This window comes from Streptacidiphilus sp. EB103A, from assembly GCF_041261405.1.
Lineage (GTDB): Bacteria > Actinomycetota > Actinomycetes > Streptomycetales > Streptomycetaceae > Streptacidiphilus.
Map to the genome: position 1 here is coordinate 118,688 of NZ_JBGCAQ010000007.1, position 17,729 is coordinate 136,416.

Genomic DNA, 17,729 nt, shown 5'->3' on the forward strand with positions numbered 1-17,729 from the left:
CCTGTGCCTCCCCTCTCCCCCGCGCCCGGCGGCGCCCCCGGCACCGACCCCGGCGCCGAGGCGGACCGCGCCGTCGCGGCGATCCTCGACGCGGCCCTGCACGGCGCCGAGCGCGGCACCGTGGTCGACTCCCCGCCCGGGGCCGGCAAGTCCACGCTGGTGGTGCGGGCCGCCCGGGAACTGGTCGGCGCCGGCGAACGGCTGATGATCGTCGCGCAGACCAACAGCCAGGTGGACGACCTGGTGGACCGGCTGGCCGGCGCCGACCCGGAGCTCACCGTCGGACGGCTGCACGGCAGCGACGCCGCCCCCGCGCCCGAGGCGCTGCGGCACCCGTCGGTGTCCGCCTCCACCAAGCCGACCGACCTGCTGGGGTGCTCGGTGGTGGTGTCCACCGCCGCCAAGTGGCAGTGGGTCAAGGACGTCGACCCCTGGCGGCACGCCATCGTCGACGAGGCGTACCAGATGCGCTCGGACGCGCTGCTCGCCGTCGCCAGGCTCTTCGAACGCGCCCTGTTCGTCGGCGACCCGGGCCAGCTGGACCCGTTCTCCATCGTCGGCACCGACCAGTGGGCGGGGCTCAGTTACGACCCGTCCAGCAGCGCGGTGATGACCCTGCTCGCGCACAACCCGAGGATCGTGCCGCACCGGCTGCCGGTGTCCTGGCGGCTACCGGCCTCGGCGGCGCCGCTGGTCTCGGCCGCCTTCTACCCCTACGCGCCGTTCCGCTCGGGGACGGGGCCGGGGGACCGCCGGCTCACCCTGGCCGCCCGGGGGGACGGCTCGGCCGCCGACCGGGTCATCGACATCGCGGCCGAGTCCGGCTGGGGCCTGCTGGAGCTGCCCGCCCGGCACACGGTGCGCACCGACCCGGAGGCCGTCCGTGCGGTCGCGACCGTGGTCCGGCGGCTGCTGGACCGCGCCGGGACGGCGGTCTCCGAGCGCGGCAGCGCCCCGCTCAGCGCCGACCGGATCGCGGTCGGCACCGCCCACCGCGACCAGGCCGCCGCGGTCAGGGCCGCCCTGGTGGCTCTGGGCGTCCCGGTGGACGGCGCGCATGCGGTCACCGTCGACACCGCCAACCGGCTGCAGGGGCGCGAGTACGACGTCACCGTGGTGCTGCACCCGCTGTCCGGCCGGCCTGACGCGACCGCCTTCCACCTGGAGACCGGTCGGCTGTGCGTACTTGCCTCCCGGCACCGGCACGCCTGTATCGTCGTTGCCCGGGCCGGGATCGCCGAGCTGCTGGACGAGCACCCCTCGACCGAGCCGGTCCAGCTGGGCGTCACCGTGAAGTTCCCGGACGGATGGACCGCCAACCACGCCGTCCTCGAGCACCTGAGCGAGCACCGCGTGCCCGGCTGAGTACAGGCGGTACCCAACGGGCCCCACCTGCGAGAACACCCGGGAACAGAAGAACGGAAGGCCCTGTTCCCTCACTGGACGCCTGCACCCACAATGGCTGATGGCACAGCCTTCCACCTGACACCACGGAGGTGCCCCCCATGCCCGACTCCCCCGCCGACCGCTCGCCGCAGCGGAGGCTCCGCCCCGCACCGCTGCTCTTCGAGCCCGGCCTCACGGAGCCGGAGCAGGAGCACTTCTTCGACCTCGACGACATCGAGGACCCGCGCGAACTGCTGAACCGCTCCACCGAGTTGACCGTGGCGTTCCGTGCCGCGGCGGAACGGGCCAGCGACTTCCAGGCGATGGCGGCGGCCCAGCTCGCGGACACTCGCCGCTTCGACAGTCTGAGCTTCGAGGAGATCGCCGCCCGCGCCGACTGGACCCCGGACTACGCGGCGAAGATGGTCGAGCACGGCCGTGGCCTGCTGCGGCAGCGCCGCACCGGCTGAGAGCGGCCACACAGCGGCACCACGGCGGCCACTGACGGCGATCGGCCCGCCTGGCATATGCCCGGGAGAATACGCCGTACCCGCTCCTTCTGTCCGGCGTTCCCCACTTCCCGTACTGCTCCGCTTCCCGCCCCCGTACCAATGGAAGGGTGGATATGTGGACGCATGAGTCGATCGAGTACATCACCGTGGCCGGGGAGGCCTGGCTGGCTTCGGCCAGCGAGTACCCGCGCAGTATGCGGGCGCTGTGGGAGTCGCGCCCCTGGGCGCCCACCGTGCTGCCCTGCGGGCGCACCTTCGACGTGGTGAACCTGCCCGGCGTGTTCGGCCGCCGGGTGCTCGACGAGTTGTGGGAGTCGGGGCCCGGCTGCGGACCGGTGGCCACCCATCGCGGCCGGATCCTGGTCTTCGCCGAGGTCGGCGCGGCGCAGCGGCTGCGCACCCTGCTGGTCTGGGAGGAGTGGGCCCGCGGTGTCCCGCCGGTGCTCTGCCACGGCGCCGGCGACGCCATCACCGTCCCCCCGGTCCAGCGGATGGCGGACGCCCCGGAGGGCCCCAACCGCTGGATCGTCGCCCCGGACACCCGCGAGCCCTGGCTCCCCGGTGCCTCCGTGCTGCTGTGGGCCTGCGTCCGCGCCGCCCGCGGCGGCTCCGCACCGGCCGTGCCGCCCGCCCCGGTGGAGCTGCCGTCGCCCGCGAGCGTTCCCTCAACCGGGTCCACGTCGGCACCGCGCGCAGCACTCACGGTGGTCGAGCTGACCGCCTCGCACCTGCCGACCGCCTGAGCGCCGAACCGCCTGAGCGGGGACCGCGCGCAGGCCACAGCGCGCGGTCCCCGAACGGACCAGGGGCCCATCACTCCCCAGTGATGGGCCCCTCCCCCGTCCCCCGATTCCGCGTCTCCCCCCGGATCCCCCGGGTCCCCCGGAGACATGGCATTCCGGGCGCTTCGCCTACTGCTGGCTGCGCACCCGGTCCGGGTCGATCACGGTGCCGGTCCCCTCGGCTGTCACCGTGACCTCCGTCGTCAACTCCTCAGCAGCCGTGTCCGCCGAAGCCGGCTCGGCCTCCCCCGTGGTGGTCGAGTCGGTCTCTGTTACGTCGCTCTCCGGCGTGGTCATGCTGCTGCTCCTCAGAATGCGGTGAAGCGGTGAGGCATCGAGTTGATGTGGGCTCCCATCATGACCCACCCGAATCAACACTCGTTCAACGCCCGAACGGTCGGGTACGTCGGAAGGGTCGGAGCCGTACGTGCGTCAGTGCTACCGTCCCGACTGGTGTACGGGCAATTTCCAGCGCTCTGGGGAGACAACGGATGCGCAGCGGAACGAACGGGGCGGAGCCCGGCTTGAGGTTCCGGGTACTCGGTGAGGTCCGGGGGCAGCTCGGTGACCGGGCACTGCGGCTGGGCTCGCCGCAGCAGATCGCCGTCCTGGTCAGGCTGTTGCTGAACCATGGGCACAGCGTCTCGATCGCCGAGCTGGTGGACGGGATCTGGGGCGGCGAGCCGCCCGCGCGCGCGATCGGGACGGTGCGCACCTACGTCTCCCGGTTGCGCACCGAACTCGAACCGAGCCGGGCCAGCCGGACGCCGGCGCAGGTCCTGCTGTCCACCGGGGACGGCTACACGCTGCGGATGGACCCGGACCGCCTGGATCTGCACGCCTTCGAACGCCTGCTGGCCGCCGGCGACCGGGCGGCCGCCGCCGGGGAGCCGCAGCGGGCGGTGGACCTGCTGACGCAGGCCCTGTCGCTGTGGCGCGGCGGAGCGCTCGCCGGGGTCCCCGGCGGGTACGCCGAGGGCCAGCGGCGCAGGCTGGGCGAGCTCTGGCTCTCCGGGGTCGAGTCCCGGATCGGCCTGGACCTGGAACTGGGCCGCACCGATCAGGCGATCGCCGCGCTGGGGCCGCTCACCACCGAGTTCCCGCTGCGGGAGCGGCTGCGGGCGCTGCTGATGCTCGCCCTCTACCGCAGCGGCAGGCAGGCCGAGGCGCTCGGCGTGCACGCGGACACCCGCAGGCTGCTGATCGACGAGCTGGGCGTCGAACCCGGTCCGGAGCTCGCGGTACTGCAGCGCCGGATCCTGGCGGCCGACCCGGAGTTGACCCCCTCGATCAGGTCGGCGGCCGTGGGCGGTGCGGCGACCGGTGCATCGGCCGAGGGCGGCGGGGCCTCCGGCGGCATCCTCGCGCTGTCCACCGTTCCGGCCCAGCTTCCGCCGGACATACCGGACTTCAGCGGCCGCACCAAGCTCGTCGAGGAGATCGTCGACGCGCTGCACCGCTCGCCCGGCCAGGCCGTGGCGATCTGCGCGCTGGCCGGGATCGGCGGGGTCGGCAAGACCACGCTGGCCGTGCACTGCGCGCACGAGGTCCGCGGCTCCTTCCCGGACGGGCAGATCTACCTGGACCTGCGCGGCGCGGGCACCGACCCGGTCGACCCCGCCGCGGCGCTGGCCGAGTTCCTGGAGGTGCTCGGCGTGCCGTCCGCCCAGCTGCCCGACACGGTGGAGCGGCGGACCGCCCTGTACCGGTCGCTGCTGGCCGACCGCCGGGTGCTGGTCCTGCTGGACAACATGCGGGACTCCACCCAGATCAGGCCGCTGCTGCCGAGCACCGGCAGCAGCACCGTGCTGGTGACCGGACGCGGCAGGCCGGCCGGCCTGCCCGGGGTGCGGCTGGTGGACATCGACGTGTTCCAGGAGGAGGAGGCGGTCGAGCTCTTCGCCGCGGTGGCCGGGGCCGAGCGGGTGGCCGCCGAGCCCGCGGCAGTGCGGGAGGTCGTCCTCGCCTGCTCACTGCTGCCCCTCGCGGTGCGGATCGTCGCCTCCCGGCTCGCGGTCCGCCCCTCCTGGACGGTCGCCTCGCTGGCACGCCGGCTGGCCGACCAGCGGCGGCGGCTGGACGAGCTGCAGGTCGGCGATCTGGCCGTGGAGTCGACCTTCCAACTCGGCTACCTGCAGCTGGGCGAGGAGCAGGCGCGCGCCTTCCGGCTGCTCTCGCTGCCCGAGGGCCCCGGCTGCTCGACCCCCGACGCCGCGGCCCTGCTCGGCCTCCCGGCCACCGAGGCCGAGTCGCTGGCCGAGTCACTGGTCGACGCCGGGCTGCTGGAGAGCGAGGAGCCCGGCCGCTACCGCTACCACGACCTGCTCCGGCTCTTCGCCCGTCGGCGCGCGGAGGAGACCGACCCGGAGCCGGTCCGCCGCCGCAGCCTGCTGCTCCTGCTGGACCATCTGCTGGCCTGCGTCCGCAATGCCTCGCGGACGCTGGAGGGCGACGACATGCTCAGCTGGAGCCTGCACCGCACGGTCGGGGCGGGCGAGCCGCTGACGGACGCCGACGAGGCGCGCGAATGGCTGCGGGCCCAGCGCGCGCTGCTGCTCGCGGTGCTGGGACAGGCCCTGCGGCAGGCTCCGGCCGAGTCGCTGCCGGCGGTGGTGGACCTGCTGCTCGGCTGGATGTGGCTGATCGACCCCGAGGTCCACGCCGAGGACTTCCACACGGTGCTGGCCCAGGCACTGACGGTGGCCCAGGAGACCGGCCGACCCGCCGACAGCGCCGAGTTCCCGAGGGGCGGCGACGCCCGCGGCGAGGCCCGGCTGCACTACCTGGTCGGCATGCTGCACGGGCTCACCGGGGACGGCGCACCCGCCGAGGCGTCGCTGCGCCGGTCGCTGGAGTGCCTCGACCCGGCCCGGGGCGGTGTCGAGGACCATCCCGAGATCCACTACACCGTGGCGGCCGAGCTCGCCGTGGTGCTGAACGCCGCGGGCCGCTCGGAGGAGGCGCTGCCCTATCTGGAGCTGGCCCGGGACCTGTGCCGCGACCTGGGCCACCAGGCGGACGAGGCCCGGCTGCTGGGCAACATCGCCCGGGCACACCTCACCGGCGGCAGGCCGGCCGAGGCGCTGGAGGCGGCGCGCGACGCGGTGCGCACCGCCCGGGCCGCCGAGCACCCCAGCTGCCTGGCCGACGCGCTGTACCAGCTGGGCACCGTCCTGCTCGGCAACGACCAGCATCGCGAGGCCAGCACCCGGCTGATCGAGGCCGTCGAGATGCTGCGCCGCCAGGAGCGCTACTCGACCGAGGGCTGTGCGCTGGCCCGGCTCTCCTCCTGCTACCTGGCCATGGACGCCTCCTCGGAGGCGGTCCGCTGCGCGGAGCAGGCGCTGGAGCTGGGCCGCCAGGTCAGCGCCCGGTACTGCCAGGGCCTGGCCCAGGAGGCGCTGGGCCGGGCACTGGTCCGGCTGGGTCAGAGCGAGCGGGGCCGCGGCTGCCTGACGGAGGCTCAGCGGCTCTTCGAGGAGCTGGAGGTCACCGAGGCCATCGGCGTCCGGGACCTCCTGGACACGCTGCCCGCCAGCGCCTGATGCCACCAGCGGTCCCGGCCGGGGGTCCAGCCCACCGGGTAGGAGTTCCGCTGCACCACCAGCACGGCGCCGACCGTCGGCACGGCGGCGTCCGGCGCCCCGGGGCGTCCCCGCAGCGCGCGGTCGACCGCGGCCTTCGGTGACTGGAGCCCGCCGCTCACCATGACGGCGTCGGCGGTCACCACGACCCGGGGCCGTTCGGCACGGATCCACTCCCGCAGGACCGCGGCTGCGCCGGGGCCGGCCACGGCGCCCTGGGGTCCGGTCTCCGTCTCGATCACCGCCCGCGCGCCCAGCCGCTCGCAGGCCAGCGTCGCGATCACCGCCTCGGGCATCGCGGGCAGGAACACCAGCACCGCGTCGCCCTCCCCCACCCCGGCCGTCCGGAACACCCGGGCCGCCCGTCTGACCTGGTCCTCCAGCCCGTCGAAGGTGTAGAGCTCGGCTTCGCCGCTGTCCCCCAACCAGTGGAGGGCCACCTGATCGGCGGATCGGAGCGGATCGGCGTACGACTTCGCGTGCGGATTCGTCGGCGTCGTGAGGGTCGGCATCGGGCGCTGCTCTCTGCGGAAGATGAACGGCGGTGCGGGGCCATCGTCCCGGGACCCGATCAACAGCGATTCAACGGCCGTACCGTCCGGGAATCCGATTCAGCGTTTGGGGCCCGGGTCCTGTATGGTCTTCCACGTCAGCACGCGCCGCTAGCTCAGTTGGTTAGAGCAGCTGACTCTTAATCAGCGGGTCCGGGGTTCGAGTCCCTGGCGGCGCACAGCCTGCGGGAACGGGGTCCGGCTCTTGGGAGCCGGACCCCGTTCTCTTGCGCTGCAGCGCTGCACCGCTTTACCGGTTCACTGCTTGGCCCCGGTCCGGTGCACCCCGGTGAGGTGTGCGAACACGACGACGTTGCTGGAGTACTCCTGCGTCTTCCGGTCGAAGGTGCCGCCGCAGGTGATCAGACGGAGTTCGGGCCGGGAGGCGTCGGCGTAGACCTTCCGGTCGTCGAAGTCGGTCCGCAGGATCGCCCGGACGGAGTCGACGGTGAACACCGCCGTGCTGTGGTCGGACCGGTCGACCTCGACCGGATCCCCCTGGCGGAGCGCGCTGAGCAGGTAGAAGACCGCGGGGCCGCGGTGGGTGTCCACATGCCCGACGATCAGCGAGGTGCCCACCTCCCCGGGCGTGACGGACCCCCCGTACCAGCCGGCGGTGCCCGGCTCGGAGAAGGGCGGGGTCTCCACCGTGCCGTCGTCGGCCCGGCCCATCCTGGCCAGTGGCGCGTGCACTCCGATGGAGGGGATGTCGACCCGCTGGGGAGTGGACTTGGTCAGGCCGTCCGCGGAGAGCCTCGCCGCCTCCGCGGCCGGGGTGGACGGCGCGGGTCGGACGGTGCCGGCGACCGCGCTGGGCGACGGACCGGGGAGCGAGTGCGCGGGCGTCGCGGTGTGCCCGCACCCGCTCAGTACCGAGATCGCCGCTCCGACCAGGAGCGCGCCCGTGGCCGCCACCGGAATCCGGTGGCGGCCACGGGCGGAGGTCAGGCTCTCAGCCACCGATGTGCTGCGTCAGCGAGGCAACCGAGCTCGCCATGGCGCCGCCACCCGCGTCGACACCGTGCTCGTGGTGGTGGTGGCCACGGCGGTCGTCGCGGTCACGGCCGAAGCGGTCGTCACGGTCACGGCCGAAGTGGTGGTGGTGACGGTGGTGGCGCCGCCCGGCCCAGGGGGAGTCGTCGCCGGCGGACGGGCCGTCCGCCTTGACGCCGGCCACGTGGGACACGGCGGGAGCGGCCGCGGCGTAGACCGGGCCGGCCGCACCGAGAGCGAGTGCCAGGACGGCCATGCCCGTTCCTGCGCTGCGAAGAAGGTTCATGCAATCCTCCGGGAACTGAACTGGACGACAGCGCGGACACCGGTCGGCGGCCACGGGGGTGCGTCCATCGTGGGCAGAGGGGTATCCAGGCCCGGTCCCGGCGAATCGCGTTCGCATCCGGATTCCAACGGACGGAGCAGAGATCGAGTCCAATGGCCTAACGGTCCGTCAGGTGCAGCCGAGGACCGACCCGAGATGGAATGATCATCCGATCAGCTCAGCGGCGATGCATGACGAAGGATGACGGACGATGGCCCTGTTCGACCTGCCCCTGGACAAGCTCCGCAGCTACCGCAGTTCGGCGGCCGAGCCCGCCGACTTCGACCAGTTCTGGTCCAAGACCCTGGCCGAGACCCGGGCGCACGACCTCGCCGCACGCTTCGAACGGGTCGAGACCGGGCTGTCCACGGTGGAGACCTACGACGTGACCTTCGCCGGGTACGGCGGGCAGCCGGTCAAGGGGTGGTTCGTGCTGCCGGCCGGAACGGTCGAACCGCTGCCGCTGGTGGTGGAGTTCATCGGCTACGGCGGCGGACGGGGACAGGCGCACACCCATCTGCTCTGGGCCTCGGCCGGTTTCGCCCACTTCGTCATGGACACCCGTGGTCAGGGCAGCGGCTGGGCGACCGGCGACACCCCCGACCCGGTAGGCAGCACGCCCGCCTACCCCGGCTTCATGACCAGGGGCATCGAGGACCCGCACGACTACTACTACCGCCGGGTCTTCGCCGACGGGGTGCGCGCCGTCGAGGCGGCCCGCTCGCACCCGCTCACCGACGCCTCGCGCACCGCCGTGACCGGGGTCAGCCAGGGCGGCGGGATCACCCTGGCCGTCAGCGGCCTGGTCCCCGACCTGGTGGCGGTCGCGCCGGACGTCCCGTTCCTCTGCGACTTCCCGCGTGCGATCACGCTGACCGACAGCCACCCCTACCGCGAGGTCGGCAACTACCTGAAGACCCACCGCAACCGGATCGAGCAGGCCCGCCGCACCCTCGGCTACTTCGACGGCGTGCACTTCGCGGCCCGCGCCGGCGCACCTGCGCTCTTCTCCACCGCGCTGGAGGACGAGGTCTGCCCGCCGTCCACGGTCTTCGCCGCGTTCAACGCCTACGCGAACGAGGACAAGGCGATCGAGGTGTACGACTTCAACGGCCACGAGGGCGGCGGCCCGTTCCAGCAGGCCGCCCAACTGGCCTGGCTGCCGCAGCGGCTCCGGCAGGGCTGAGGGTCCGGCAGGAGAGCGGTCGGGGGAGGTGGGGCTCCACCGTCGGGGCAGCGGGATCCCTCTCCCGGCCGAGCCCCCGTCCCGCCCCCGTCTCCGACGTGCGCGATTGCTCCCGCTGACCGTCCGTCGCCTCCGTGGGGCACATCGGTCGGTGCCGGGCTGGGGTGGCTCGGCTCCGCCTCGCGGCAACCACGAGGAGGGGGCGGTTGGTGGGGCGTGCGTTGCCGGGTGCGCGCCGGTACCGGGGCTGCAGAAACCTTTCTTCGGGCCGGATTGCCCGTGCTGGGGGGAGTTACAACCATGCTGGGGTGAATTACCCCCATATATGGTTGCTGCGCCCCCCAGCGTGGGTGTAACTCCCCCCAGCAGCCCGCCAAACCGCTCAAATGGCCCTGGGAGAGGTCGCTGGGGAAGTCTGGCCTCGGCCTGGGGTAGATCCGACTCGCTGAGCGGGTCCAGCACTCCCCAGGGTGAGGCTGGACTTCCCCAACCCCCGAACGGCGGGCGCGAAGTCCCCCGCCCCGCGCCCCAGGCGAGCGCTCCGCGCCGGACCTGGGCCACCCCCGGCCGTTGTCGCGCATGGGGTATCCCCTGCACGAAGTGCTTGGGGAGGGAGCCGCTTCCTTCCGGGCGGAGCCCGGGAAACGGCGGGCCGCACGCCCCACCACACGCTGCCGTTGCAACCGTGGAGCGCCACCCCCGCCCACCGCGAAGCGCTCCGCGCCGGACCCGAGTCGCACCCTGCCCCTCCGCCGCGTTCAGAGGTTCCAGACCGCCAGCCCGTACACGGCGAGCCAGGCCGCGGCGATGAGCTGCAGGGGGCGGTCCTTCAGCAAAATCTCCTCCGGGGCTCCTGCGGTGCCCCGGTCGGCGAAGACGGCGTAGCGCATCACACCGAGCACGAAGGGGACGATGGAGAGCTGGCGCCAGGGCAGCAGTCCGGCCGCGCCCGCTCCCGCCGCGGGGTCCGCAGCGCCGGCGGTGCCCAGGGCCCAGAGGCAGTAGCTGAGTACGGTCACGCCGCCGGCGAGCTGCCAGACGAAGCGCAGGTAGGTGTCGCTGTAGGCGTCCAGCAGGGCGCGGCTGCGGCCGCCGTGGTCGCGCATCAGCAGCAGTTCCGAGTAGCGCTTGGCGGACACCATGAACAGGGCGCCGAACCCCGCCGTGATCAGGAACCAGCGCGACAGCGGCAGCCCGACGGCGAGACCGCCGACCATGGCGCGCAGCAGGAATCCGGTGGCGACCACGGCCAGGTCGACCAGCAGCATGTGCTTCAGCGAGGTGCAGTAGGCGAACTGCATGACCAGGTAGGCGACCACCACCACGGCGGCCGCCGTACTGCAGAGCAGCAGCGCGGCCGTGACGGCGAGTGCGGCGAGCACCAGCCCGGTCGCGTAGGCGAGCCGTACCGGGACCAGCCCGGAGGCGACCGGGCGGTGGCACTTCACCGGGTGGCGCCGGTCCGCGTGCACGTCCTTGGCGTCGTTGACCAGGTAGACCGCGGCGGAGGCGCAGGTGAAGACCAGGAAGGCCACCGCGAGGCGCAGCGGGACGGTGCGGGCGAACAGGTCGCCGGCGGCCACCGGGGCGGCCACCACCAGCACATTCTTGATCCACTGACGCGGCCTGGCCGTCTGCAGCAGTCCTGCGGCGAGCCTCAGCGGCGTCCGCTCACCGGCCGGTATCAGGGCGGCGAAGCGGTCCAGCAGGGGATCGGCCGGGTCGACGGGTATGGACCCGTTCAGCTGCTCCGACATCAGCCGATCACCACCGGTATCGCTGCCGCCCCGTCAGCGCCGCACTGTCCTGCTTCCCTGGCCATAGGGTTCATCGTCAACAGCCAGAGCATCACATAAACCTATAAAAGCGACACCCCCGGTGCCCTCGGGCCGACGATCCCCCGTTCGGCGGAACCCCTTAGGCGGCCAGGCAGCCAGCCCGCCTCCACTCGACGTACCGGCCCGACTCGCGCATCAGGCCGTTCATGAACCAGAGCACCACCAGGGTGTCGTCACCCCAGCCGATCACCGGGATGAAGTCGGGTATGGCGTCGATGGGGCTGACCACATACACGGCCGTCAGCAGCAAGAACCCGTAGAGCCGCCCCGGCCTCAGACCCGGGTAGCGGCCGAAGGTCACATCCTTGACCAGCAGCGGCGCGGCGACCAGGCGGCGGATCAGTCCGGGCGCGCCGGGCCGTCTGGTCTCCCGGTACAGCCCCCACGCCGATCGGCCGACGGACATCCGGTCCAGGGGCCGTCGCTTGGCGGCGGGCAGTGGGGCGGCCTTCTTCATGGTTCCCTCGCAGGGCAGGAGCGGGGTTGCTGCGCTGCTCCTACCCGCCGCCGAGAGGATCAGTACCGCTCAGGCCCGGGCGATGGTCTCGTGGTGGCGGATGACCTCGGCGATGATGAAGTTCAGGAACTTCTCCGCGAAGGCCGGGTCCAGCCGGGCGTTCTCGGCGAGCTCCCGCAGCCGCTCGATCTGCTCGCGCTCACGGCCCGGATCGGCCGCGGGCAGACGGTACTCGGCCTTCAGCCGCCCGACCTCCTGGGTGCACTTGAAGCGCTCGGCGAGCATATGGACGATCGCCGCGTCGATGTTGTCGATGCTCCCCCGCAGACGGGACAGCTCCGCCAGCGCGTGAGCGTCCACCGCCTCGTTGTTCTCGGCGGCGCGGCTCTCGGTCATCGTGGTCCCCCGTGGGTGGTGCGTGGACTGTCCGGGACGGGGAAGGCTCCGCCCACGTCCCACGTCGCCGCAGCTCGGGGCAGCGACGCCGGCTCTGAGGATACCGAAGCAGGATCATCCACAGGAATTGCGGCTCCGAACAGGCCTGACCTGTCGCCCCGGGCGCCCCCCGGCCCGTCAGTCGTCGTAGCGCTTGAAGCCGGAGGTGTCGATCGACCAAGGGCCGAAGGGGACGGCGTCACCGAAGTGGTATTCGCGCACGTCGGCGTAACGGGGGCCGTCCGAGCCCGGGCAGGGGGTGGCGTAGGTGTAGACGAGGCCCTTACGGGGGTCGGCCAACAGATAGAGGGGGATTCCCATAGCCGGGTAGTCGGCGGCCTTCTCTACGTAGTCGTTGTCGGGGTTCGACTTCGAGACGACCTCAACAACGGCCAGCAGTTCAGCCGGGTCCACAGTTGCGCCCGGCTCGTCCAGGACAGCCAGTGGAACCACGACCGCATCGGGCCGACGCATACGCCCTATGGCGGGGTCCTCGATCTCCGCCCCCGACTGGGCAATCACATCTGTGTTTGGATGAGTAGCCGGCATCTGGGCGTTGATCTGCAGCACGATTCGGGCGGCAATACCTTCATGGCGCTTGACCGGGCTCATCATCACGACGACTCCCGCCGCCCCGATCTCAACAGCCCACGCGCCCTCGAGCTCCTCAGCCAAGGGCCACAGCTCATCAGCAATCTTGCGCATGCGCGCATACGCCTTGGCGTCGACCGGTTCCGACATCAGCGGTCCTCACAGAGGGTCACGGGAAGGGTACGGCGGCGAGGCCTTGGTCGCAGGCCTCTCTCCTCAGTAAAGCACCGCATGGTGCCGGCGCTCCTACAAGCACATCCGGCCAGGTCAGCACCGGCCCGAGAGCCGATTCGGCATTCCCGGTCGGATCATGTAATCTCTTTCAAGTCACCAAGCGCCGCTAGCTCAGTTGGTTAGAGCAGCTGACTCTTAATCAGCGGGTCCGGGGTTCGAGTCCCTGGCGGCGCACAGCCTGCAGGACCTGGGGTCCAGCTCTTCGGAGCTGGACCCCAGTGTCGTTTCCGGGCCGAATAACTCGGTTGCGCGGTGCCGAGGACTCGCTAAGGTGATCGAGTTCCTGCGATACCGGGCTGTCCATCGCCCGGCCGTGACGAGAGAGGAGGTGCGTCTCCGTGGTTGCCGCCATGACGCGGCGCGTTCACGCCTGCGCGCCAGACGCCTCTTCACCTCATTTCTCGCCATCTGCCTGCCGGCTGAGCTGACCACGCGCTCCGGTGGGCCATCCCACAGGAGCCCCTCCCGTGCGCGACAGCTATTCCGACAGTGAGTCCTACAGCCGCGTCCGCCCCAAGGGCGGCGGCAAGCACAACCGCCTCAACGAAGAAGCCGAGTACGACGACTACTTCGCCCACACCGGTTCCACGTCCGACGGCCCGCCCGAGGGCGACCGCTGGAGCACCTGGGACCAGTCGACCCCGACCGAGAAGGGTCCCGAGCCGCGTCCCGACTGGGTGGTGACGGAGCTGGGCGCCGTCGACTCCGAGCTCGGCATCGTCAAGACCGGTAAGGAGGGCGACGTCTTCCTGCTGGAGCGCGGCGTTCCCGGCACCGACCGGCGCACCCTGCTGGCCGCCAAGCGCTACCGCGACGGGCAGCACCGGATGTTCCACCGCGACTCCGGCTACCTGGAGGGCCGAGCCCACAAGGAGTCCCGGGTCAGCCGCGCCATGGCCAAGCGCACCGACTTCGGCAAGCAGGCCATCGCCGGTCAGTGGGCCGCCGCCGAGTTCTCGGCGCTGTGCCGGCTGTGGTCCTCGGGCGTGGCGGTGCCCTACCCGGTGCAGATCACCGGCACCGAGATCCTGATGGAGTTCATCGGCGACCGCTCCGGCGCGGCCGCCCCAAGGCTGGCCCAACTCCGCAGCGAGGACGCCGATCTGGAGGATCTGTGGGAGCAACTGACCCGCAATCTCGCGCTGTTCGCCCGGGCCGGTTACGCCCACGGCGACCTGTCCGCCTACAACATCCTGGTCCACGAGGGACGCCTGGTCATCATCGACGTCCCGCAGATCGTCGACGTCATCGCCAACCCCCGCGGCCGCTCCTTCCTCGAACGCGACGTCCGCAACGTCGGCGCCTGGTTCGCCGCGCGGGGGCTCGCCGAGGAGCGCGTCGAGGGACTGGCCCGGGAGCTGGCCTTCGACGCGCGGCTGGACTGACGACGGGTCAGACCGAGGACGGCGCCGGGAGCCTGGGGATGCGGATGCCCAGCTCCCGGCGCAGCGCCGAACGGGCGGCGAGGTAGCCGGACATGCCGTGGACGCCGGGTCCCGGCGGAGTGGAGGCGGAGCAGAGGTAGACGCCCGGCAGCGGGGTCCGGTAGGGGTCCCAGCGGGGGACGGGACGCATAAGGCTCTGACGCATCGTCACCGCTCCGGCGCCGATGTCGCCGCCGGTGTAGTTGGCGTTGTACGCCTCCAACTGCGGCGCGCTGAGCGAGCGTTGCGCGGTGATGGTGTCGCGGAACCCCGGGGCGTGCCGCTCGATCCCGGCGATGATCTCCGCACTCGCGTCGGCCGGGCTGCCGTGCGGGACATGGGCGTACGCCCACAGCGGGTACCTGCCGGGGCGGCCCCGGCCCGGGTCGGCCGCGACCGGGTCCATGACCAGGACGAAGGGGCGTTCCGAGGCCAGCCCGCGGGCGTTGCGGGTCTCCTGGGCGAAGACCTCGGCCCGGGTGCCGCCGATGTGGACCGTCCCGGCCCGGGCCAGGTCGGGATGGGTCCAGGGGACCCGTTCGGACAGCAGGAAGTCGGTCTTGGCGGCGGCCGGGCCGTAGCGAAAGGCGGACAGCGCGGCGGCGTAGCGCGGGGGCAGGTCCGGACCGGCGACCCGCAGGAACTCGCGCGGGCCGAGGTCGGCGAGCACGATCCGGGCCGGTCGCACCTCGCGTAGGTCGTCGATCCGCACCCCGGTGTGGATCTTTCCGCCGTGCGTGGTGAGATCGTCGGCCAGGGCCCGGGCGATGGCCGCGCTGCCGCCCTCGGGGACCGGCCAGCCGCTGGTGTGCGCGAGATGCCCCAGCAGCAGGGCGATGGCGCCGCCGGTGAGGCTGGGCAGCCGTCCGAAGGCGTGCGCGGCCACCCCGGAGAGCAGCGCGCCGGCCTGCTCTCCGCGGAACTGGAGCCGCGCCAGCGGGGTGCCGTGGCGCAGCATCCGGGGGGCGAGCAGCAGGGCGAGCGCCAGATCGGCGGGCGGGCGGCGCAGGTCGGACAGCATCAGGCCGACCAGTTCGCGGCTGTGCTCCATCAGCGGCGTCATCAGCCGGGTCCAGGCGGGGCCGTCCACGCCCAGGCCCGTCGCGGTGGCGGCCAGGTCGCGCCAGGCCAGGGCGGCCCGGCCGCCGGCCAGCGGGTGGGCGTAGGAGAGCTCGGGGGTGAGCAGCCGTACGCCGTGCGCGGGCAGGTCGAAGGTATGGAAGAAGGGCGAGGCGGCGGCCATGGGGTGTCCGGCCGAGCAGATGTCATGGACGGTGTCGGGCTCGAACAGCGGGACGGTGCGCAGCCCGCCGCCGAACTCCCCGGCCGCCTCGTACACCGTGACCTGCAGTCCGGCCCGGGCCAGGACCACGGCCGCAGCCAGACCGTTGGGACCGCTGCCGATGACGGCGGCGGTGCCGTCGGAACGGCAGGAAGTCGGGCCGGGTCGGGATGCCGGGCCGGGTCGGGACGTCAGTGGGGAGCGCACCCCAGCAGCCAACCACGCCGGGACGCCGGGAGCCACAACCCCACGACGCCTCAGCCGGATCGCCGTTCGGTCAGCAGCGCCAGGATCGCCTCCGGCGGCATCGCCCGCCCGAAGTGCCAGCCCTGTGCGGTGTCGCAGCCGGCGTCGCGCAGCCGGTCGGCCTGCAGCGCGCTCTCCACGCCCTCGGCGGTGACCGTCAGCCCCAGGGCGTGCGCCAGCTGCACCAGGGCCAGCACGATCTGCTCGTCCGCCGCCTGCCTGCGGGCGTACCGGGCCGGGCCTGCCACCGCCGCGGTGGCCTCGGTGCCGCCCTCCTGGAAGCCCTCCAGGAAGCTGCCGTCCAGTTTGAGGACGTGCACCGGCAGCCGGCTGAGGTAGGCGAGATTGGAGTAGCCGGTGCCGAAGTCGTCGATGGCGATGCGCACCCCCATCGCGGCGAGCGCGTGCAGCGCCTCCAGCGGGCGTCCGGCCGGGCCCATCACCGCGCTCTCGGTGAGCTCCAGCTGCAGCAGCCTGGCCGGGAACCGGGTGCTGCCCAGGATCTCGGCGACGTCGGCGACCACGTCGGAGTCCCAGAACTGCCGGGCCGCCAGATTGACGCTGACGAACAGTTCGCTCTCCGGGAAGCGCTCCAGCCAGGCCCGTCCCTCGGCGCACGCCGCCTCCAGCACCCAGCGTCCCAGCGGCACGATGGCACCGGTCTCCTCGGCGATGCCGATGAAGCGGTCCGGCGAGAGCTTGCCGAACTCCGGGTGCTGCCAGCGCACCAGGGCCTCGACCCCGCACAGGGCCGCCGCCTCCGGCGCGCCCTGGAGCGAGACCAGCGGCTGGTACTCCACCACGAACTCACCGCGCTCCAGCGCCGGGAGCATCGTCGTCGCCAGCAGCTGGCGGGTGGTCTGGCTGGCGATCCGCTCCGGGTCGTAGAGCGCCCAGCGGGCCCTGCCGTCGCTCTTGGCCCAGCTCAGGGTGGCGTCCGCGTCCCGGACCAGATCGGTGGGTGTGGTGCCGGGGACCGGACGCTCCACGACGCCCACGCTGGCGGTGGCCACCACCCGCTGTCCGGCCAGGTCGTAGGGGGCCGAGAGCAGGGCCACCACCTCCGCCGCCAGCGCCGTCAGCTCCTCGGGTCCGGCGCTGCGCGGCACCAGCACGGCGAACTCGTCCCCGCCCATCCTGGCCACCAGGTGACCCCGGGCGACGAACCGCTGCTCCAGCCGCTCGGCCACGGCGACCAGCAGATCGTCGCCGACATGGTGGCCCAGGGTGTCGTTGATGGCGGCGAAGCCGTCCAGGTCGAGGTAGCACAGGCCGATCCGCTGGTCGGCCTCGGCGAAGGCCCCGGCCAGCCGGTCGAAGAAGAGTGAACGGTTCGGCAGCATGGTCAGCGGGTCGTGCACGGCCTGGTAGTGCAGCCGGTCGCCGAGCCGCCGGGCCTCGGAGACGTCCTCCACCATGGCCAGGGTGTACTGGGGGCGGCCGTCGGCGTCGCGGATCAGCGAGATGGTGACATTGGTCCACACGGCGTGGCCGCCGCGGTGCTTGAGCCGCTTCTCCAGCCGGATCCGGTCCCGGTCGCCGCGCAGCAGCTCCAGGTAGACCCGGCGCGCCTCCTCCTCGACGTCCAGCAGCTCATGGATGTGCAGCCGGATCAGGTCGGGGACGGAGTGGCCCAGCATCTCGGCGAGGGCCGGATTGGCCTCGATGATGCGGTCCTCGGGATCGACCAGGGCCATGCCGATGCCGGCGTCGGTGAACGCGGCACGGAAGCGAGTCTCACTGGCGTGCAGTGCCTGGGCGAGATCCACGGCCTCCGCCTCCGTCCCGTTGCCGTCCGCTCCGTTGCCTCCCCCGGTGTTGCCTCCCTCGGTGTTGCCTGCCCCCGCGATGCCGCCTCCCTCATTGCCGCCACCGCTCGGGCCTGGCACAGCTCTCCCGTCCC

At 72.6% G+C, this 17,729-nt stretch carries 16 protein-coding genes and 2 tRNA genes; 8 read left to right on the top strand and 10 right to left on the bottom strand.

Going from position 1 to position 17,729, the window contains the following annotated elements:
* Positions 1–3 precede the first annotated feature (3 nt).
* From ABH941_RS13450 to ABH941_RS13460, 3 genes are all read left to right on the top strand, one after another.
* Positions 4–1,365: an AAA family ATPase gene (locus tag ABH941_RS13450; protein WP_370129242.1), complete on the top strand. Its 1,362-nt coding sequence runs from the start codon at positions 4–6 to the stop codon at positions 1,363–1,365.
* A gap of 140 nt (positions 1,366–1,505) precedes the next feature.
* Positions 1,506–1,856 carry a hypothetical protein gene (locus ABH941_RS13455; protein ID WP_370129243.1) on the top strand — a complete coding sequence of 117 codons (351 nt, stop codon included), beginning with the start codon at positions 1,506–1,508 and terminating at the stop codon, positions 1,854–1,856.
* A gap of 89 nt (positions 1,857–1,945) precedes the next feature.
* Positions 1,946–2,641 carry a bifunctional DNA primase/polymerase gene (locus tag ABH941_RS13460; RefSeq protein ID WP_370129485.1) on the top strand — a complete coding sequence of 232 codons (696 nt, stop codon included), beginning with the start codon at positions 1,946–1,948 and terminating at the stop codon, positions 2,639–2,641.
* A gap of 168 nt (positions 2,642–2,809) precedes the next feature.
* On the opposite strand, the gene ABH941_RS13465 is transcribed toward ABH941_RS13460, so the two are convergent.
* A complete protein-coding gene (locus tag ABH941_RS13465; RefSeq protein WP_370129244.1) occupies positions 2,810–2,977 on the bottom strand; it encodes a hypothetical protein in 168 nt (55 codons plus the stop codon).
* A gap of 194 nt (positions 2,978–3,171) precedes the next feature.
* On the opposite strand from ABH941_RS13465, the gene ABH941_RS13470 reads away from it, so the two are divergent.
* Entirely contained in the window at positions 3,172–6,225 is a 3,054-nt protein-coding gene (locus ABH941_RS13470) for a BTAD domain-containing putative transcriptional regulator (protein ID WP_370129245.1), read from the top strand.
* On the opposite strand, the gene ABH941_RS13475 is transcribed toward ABH941_RS13470, so the two are convergent.
* Positions 6,144–6,776, bottom strand: a complete 633-nt coding sequence (locus tag ABH941_RS13475) for an AMP-binding protein (RefSeq protein WP_370129246.1) — start codon at positions 6,774–6,776, stop codon at positions 6,144–6,146. The genes ABH941_RS13470 and ABH941_RS13475 overlap by 82 nt on opposite strands.
* Before the next feature lie 144 nt (positions 6,777–6,920).
* On the opposite strand from ABH941_RS13475, the gene ABH941_RS13480 reads away from it, so the two are divergent.
* Positions 6,921–6,994, top strand: a tRNA-Lys gene (locus ABH941_RS13480).
* A gap of 79 nt (positions 6,995–7,073) precedes the next feature.
* Here ABH941_RS13480 and ABH941_RS13485 read toward each other — a convergent pair.
* Together ABH941_RS13485 and ABH941_RS13490 are read right to left on the bottom strand one after the other, a co-directional pair.
* On the bottom strand, positions 7,074–7,775 hold the full coding sequence (locus ABH941_RS13485) for a class F sortase (protein ID WP_370129248.1): 702 nt from the start codon (positions 7,773–7,775) through the stop codon (positions 7,074–7,076).
* Positions 7,768–8,094: a hypothetical protein gene (locus tag ABH941_RS13490; RefSeq protein ID WP_370129249.1), complete on the bottom strand. Its 327-nt coding sequence runs from the start codon at positions 8,092–8,094 to the stop codon at positions 7,768–7,770. The genes ABH941_RS13485 and ABH941_RS13490 overlap by 8 nt, the downstream gene beginning before the upstream one ends.
* 250 nt (positions 8,095–8,344) lie before the next feature.
* On the opposite strand from ABH941_RS13490, the gene ABH941_RS13495 reads away from it, so the two are divergent.
* On the top strand, positions 8,345–9,319 hold the full coding sequence (locus ABH941_RS13495; RefSeq protein WP_370129250.1) for an acetylxylan esterase: 975 nt from the start codon (positions 8,345–8,347) through the stop codon (positions 9,317–9,319).
* 758 nt (positions 9,320–10,077) lie between these two features.
* Here ABH941_RS13495 and ABH941_RS13500 read toward each other — a convergent pair.
* From ABH941_RS13500 to ABH941_RS13515, 4 genes are all read right to left on the bottom strand, one after another.
* Positions 10,078–11,076, bottom strand: coding sequence for a decaprenyl-phosphate phosphoribosyltransferase (locus tag ABH941_RS13500; RefSeq protein WP_370129251.1), 999 nt, complete (start codon positions 11,074–11,076; stop codon positions 10,078–10,080).
* 160 nt (positions 11,077–11,236) lie between these two features.
* Positions 11,237–11,614: a YkvA family protein gene (locus ABH941_RS13505; RefSeq protein WP_370129253.1), complete on the bottom strand. Its 378-nt coding sequence runs from the start codon at positions 11,612–11,614 to the stop codon at positions 11,237–11,239.
* 69 nt (positions 11,615–11,683) lie between these two features.
* Complete coding sequence (locus ABH941_RS13510) at positions 11,684–12,010, bottom strand: chorismate mutase (protein WP_370129255.1); 327 nt, start codon at positions 12,008–12,010, stop codon at positions 11,684–11,686.
* Positions 12,011–12,187: 177 nt separating this feature from the next.
* Complete coding sequence (locus tag ABH941_RS13515) at positions 12,188–12,790, bottom strand: Uma2 family endonuclease (RefSeq protein ID WP_370129256.1); 603 nt, start codon at positions 12,788–12,790, stop codon at positions 12,188–12,190.
* Positions 12,791–12,974: 184 nt separating this feature from the next.
* On the opposite strand from ABH941_RS13515, the gene ABH941_RS13520 reads away from it, so the two are divergent.
* Both ABH941_RS13520 and ABH941_RS13525 read left to right on the top strand, forming a co-directional pair.
* Positions 12,975–13,048, top strand: a tRNA-Lys gene (locus tag ABH941_RS13520).
* Between the two features lie 293 nt (positions 13,049–13,341).
* Entirely contained in the window at positions 13,342–14,259 is a 918-nt protein-coding gene (locus ABH941_RS13525) for a serine protein kinase RIO (RefSeq protein WP_370129257.1), read from the top strand.
* Positions 14,260–14,266: 7 nt separating this feature from the next.
* Here ABH941_RS13525 and ABH941_RS13530 read toward each other — a convergent pair whose 3' ends face one another.
* On the bottom strand, positions 14,267–15,787 hold the full coding sequence (locus ABH941_RS13530) for a phytoene desaturase family protein (protein WP_370129258.1): 1,521 nt from the start codon (positions 15,785–15,787) through the stop codon (positions 14,267–14,269).
* A gap of 50 nt (positions 15,788–15,837) precedes the next feature.
* The gene (locus ABH941_RS13535) at positions 15,838–17,715 is read right to left on the bottom strand and encodes a putative bifunctional diguanylate cyclase/phosphodiesterase (protein ID WP_370129259.1); all 1,878 of its coding nucleotides are present in this window, start codon (positions 17,713–17,715) and stop codon (positions 15,838–15,840) included.
* Positions 17,716–17,729 lie beyond the last annotated feature (14 nt).

Excerpts from the sequence above, each read along its gene's own strand:
- ABH941_RS13515 (WP_370129256.1), bottom strand. The coding sequence starts at position 12,790 with ATGTCGGAACCGGTCGACGCCAAGGCGTATGCGCGCATGCGCAAGATT.
- ABH941_RS13490 (WP_370129249.1), bottom strand. The coding sequence starts at position 8,094 with ATGAACCTTCTTCGCAGCGCAGGAACGGGCATGGCCGTCCTGGCACTC.
- ABH941_RS13465 (WP_370129244.1), bottom strand. The coding sequence starts at position 2,977 with ATGACCACGCCGGAGAGCGACGTAACAGAGACCGACTCGACCACCACG.
- ABH941_RS13475 (WP_370129246.1), bottom strand. The coding sequence starts at position 6,776 with ATGCCGACCCTCACGACGCCGACGAATCCGCACGCGAAGTCGTACGCC.
- ABH941_RS13500 (WP_370129251.1), bottom strand. The coding sequence starts at position 11,076 with ATGTCGGAGCAGCTGAACGGGTCCATACCCGTCGACCCGGCCGATCCC.
- ABH941_RS13505 (WP_370129253.1), bottom strand. The coding sequence starts at position 11,614 with ATGAAGAAGGCCGCCCCACTGCCCGCCGCCAAGCGACGGCCCCTGGAC.
- ABH941_RS13470 (WP_370129245.1), top strand. The coding sequence starts at position 3,172 with ATGCGCAGCGGAACGAACGGGGCGGAGCCCGGCTTGAGGTTCCGGGTA.
- ABH941_RS13495 (WP_370129250.1), top strand. The coding sequence starts at position 8,345 with ATGGCCCTGTTCGACCTGCCCCTGGACAAGCTCCGCAGCTACCGCAGT.
- ABH941_RS13455 (WP_370129243.1), top strand. The coding sequence starts at position 1,506 with ATGCCCGACTCCCCCGCCGACCGCTCGCCGCAGCGGAGGCTCCGCCCC.
- ABH941_RS13510 (WP_370129255.1), bottom strand. The coding sequence starts at position 12,010 with ATGACCGAGAGCCGCGCCGCCGAGAACAACGAGGCGGTGGACGCTCAC.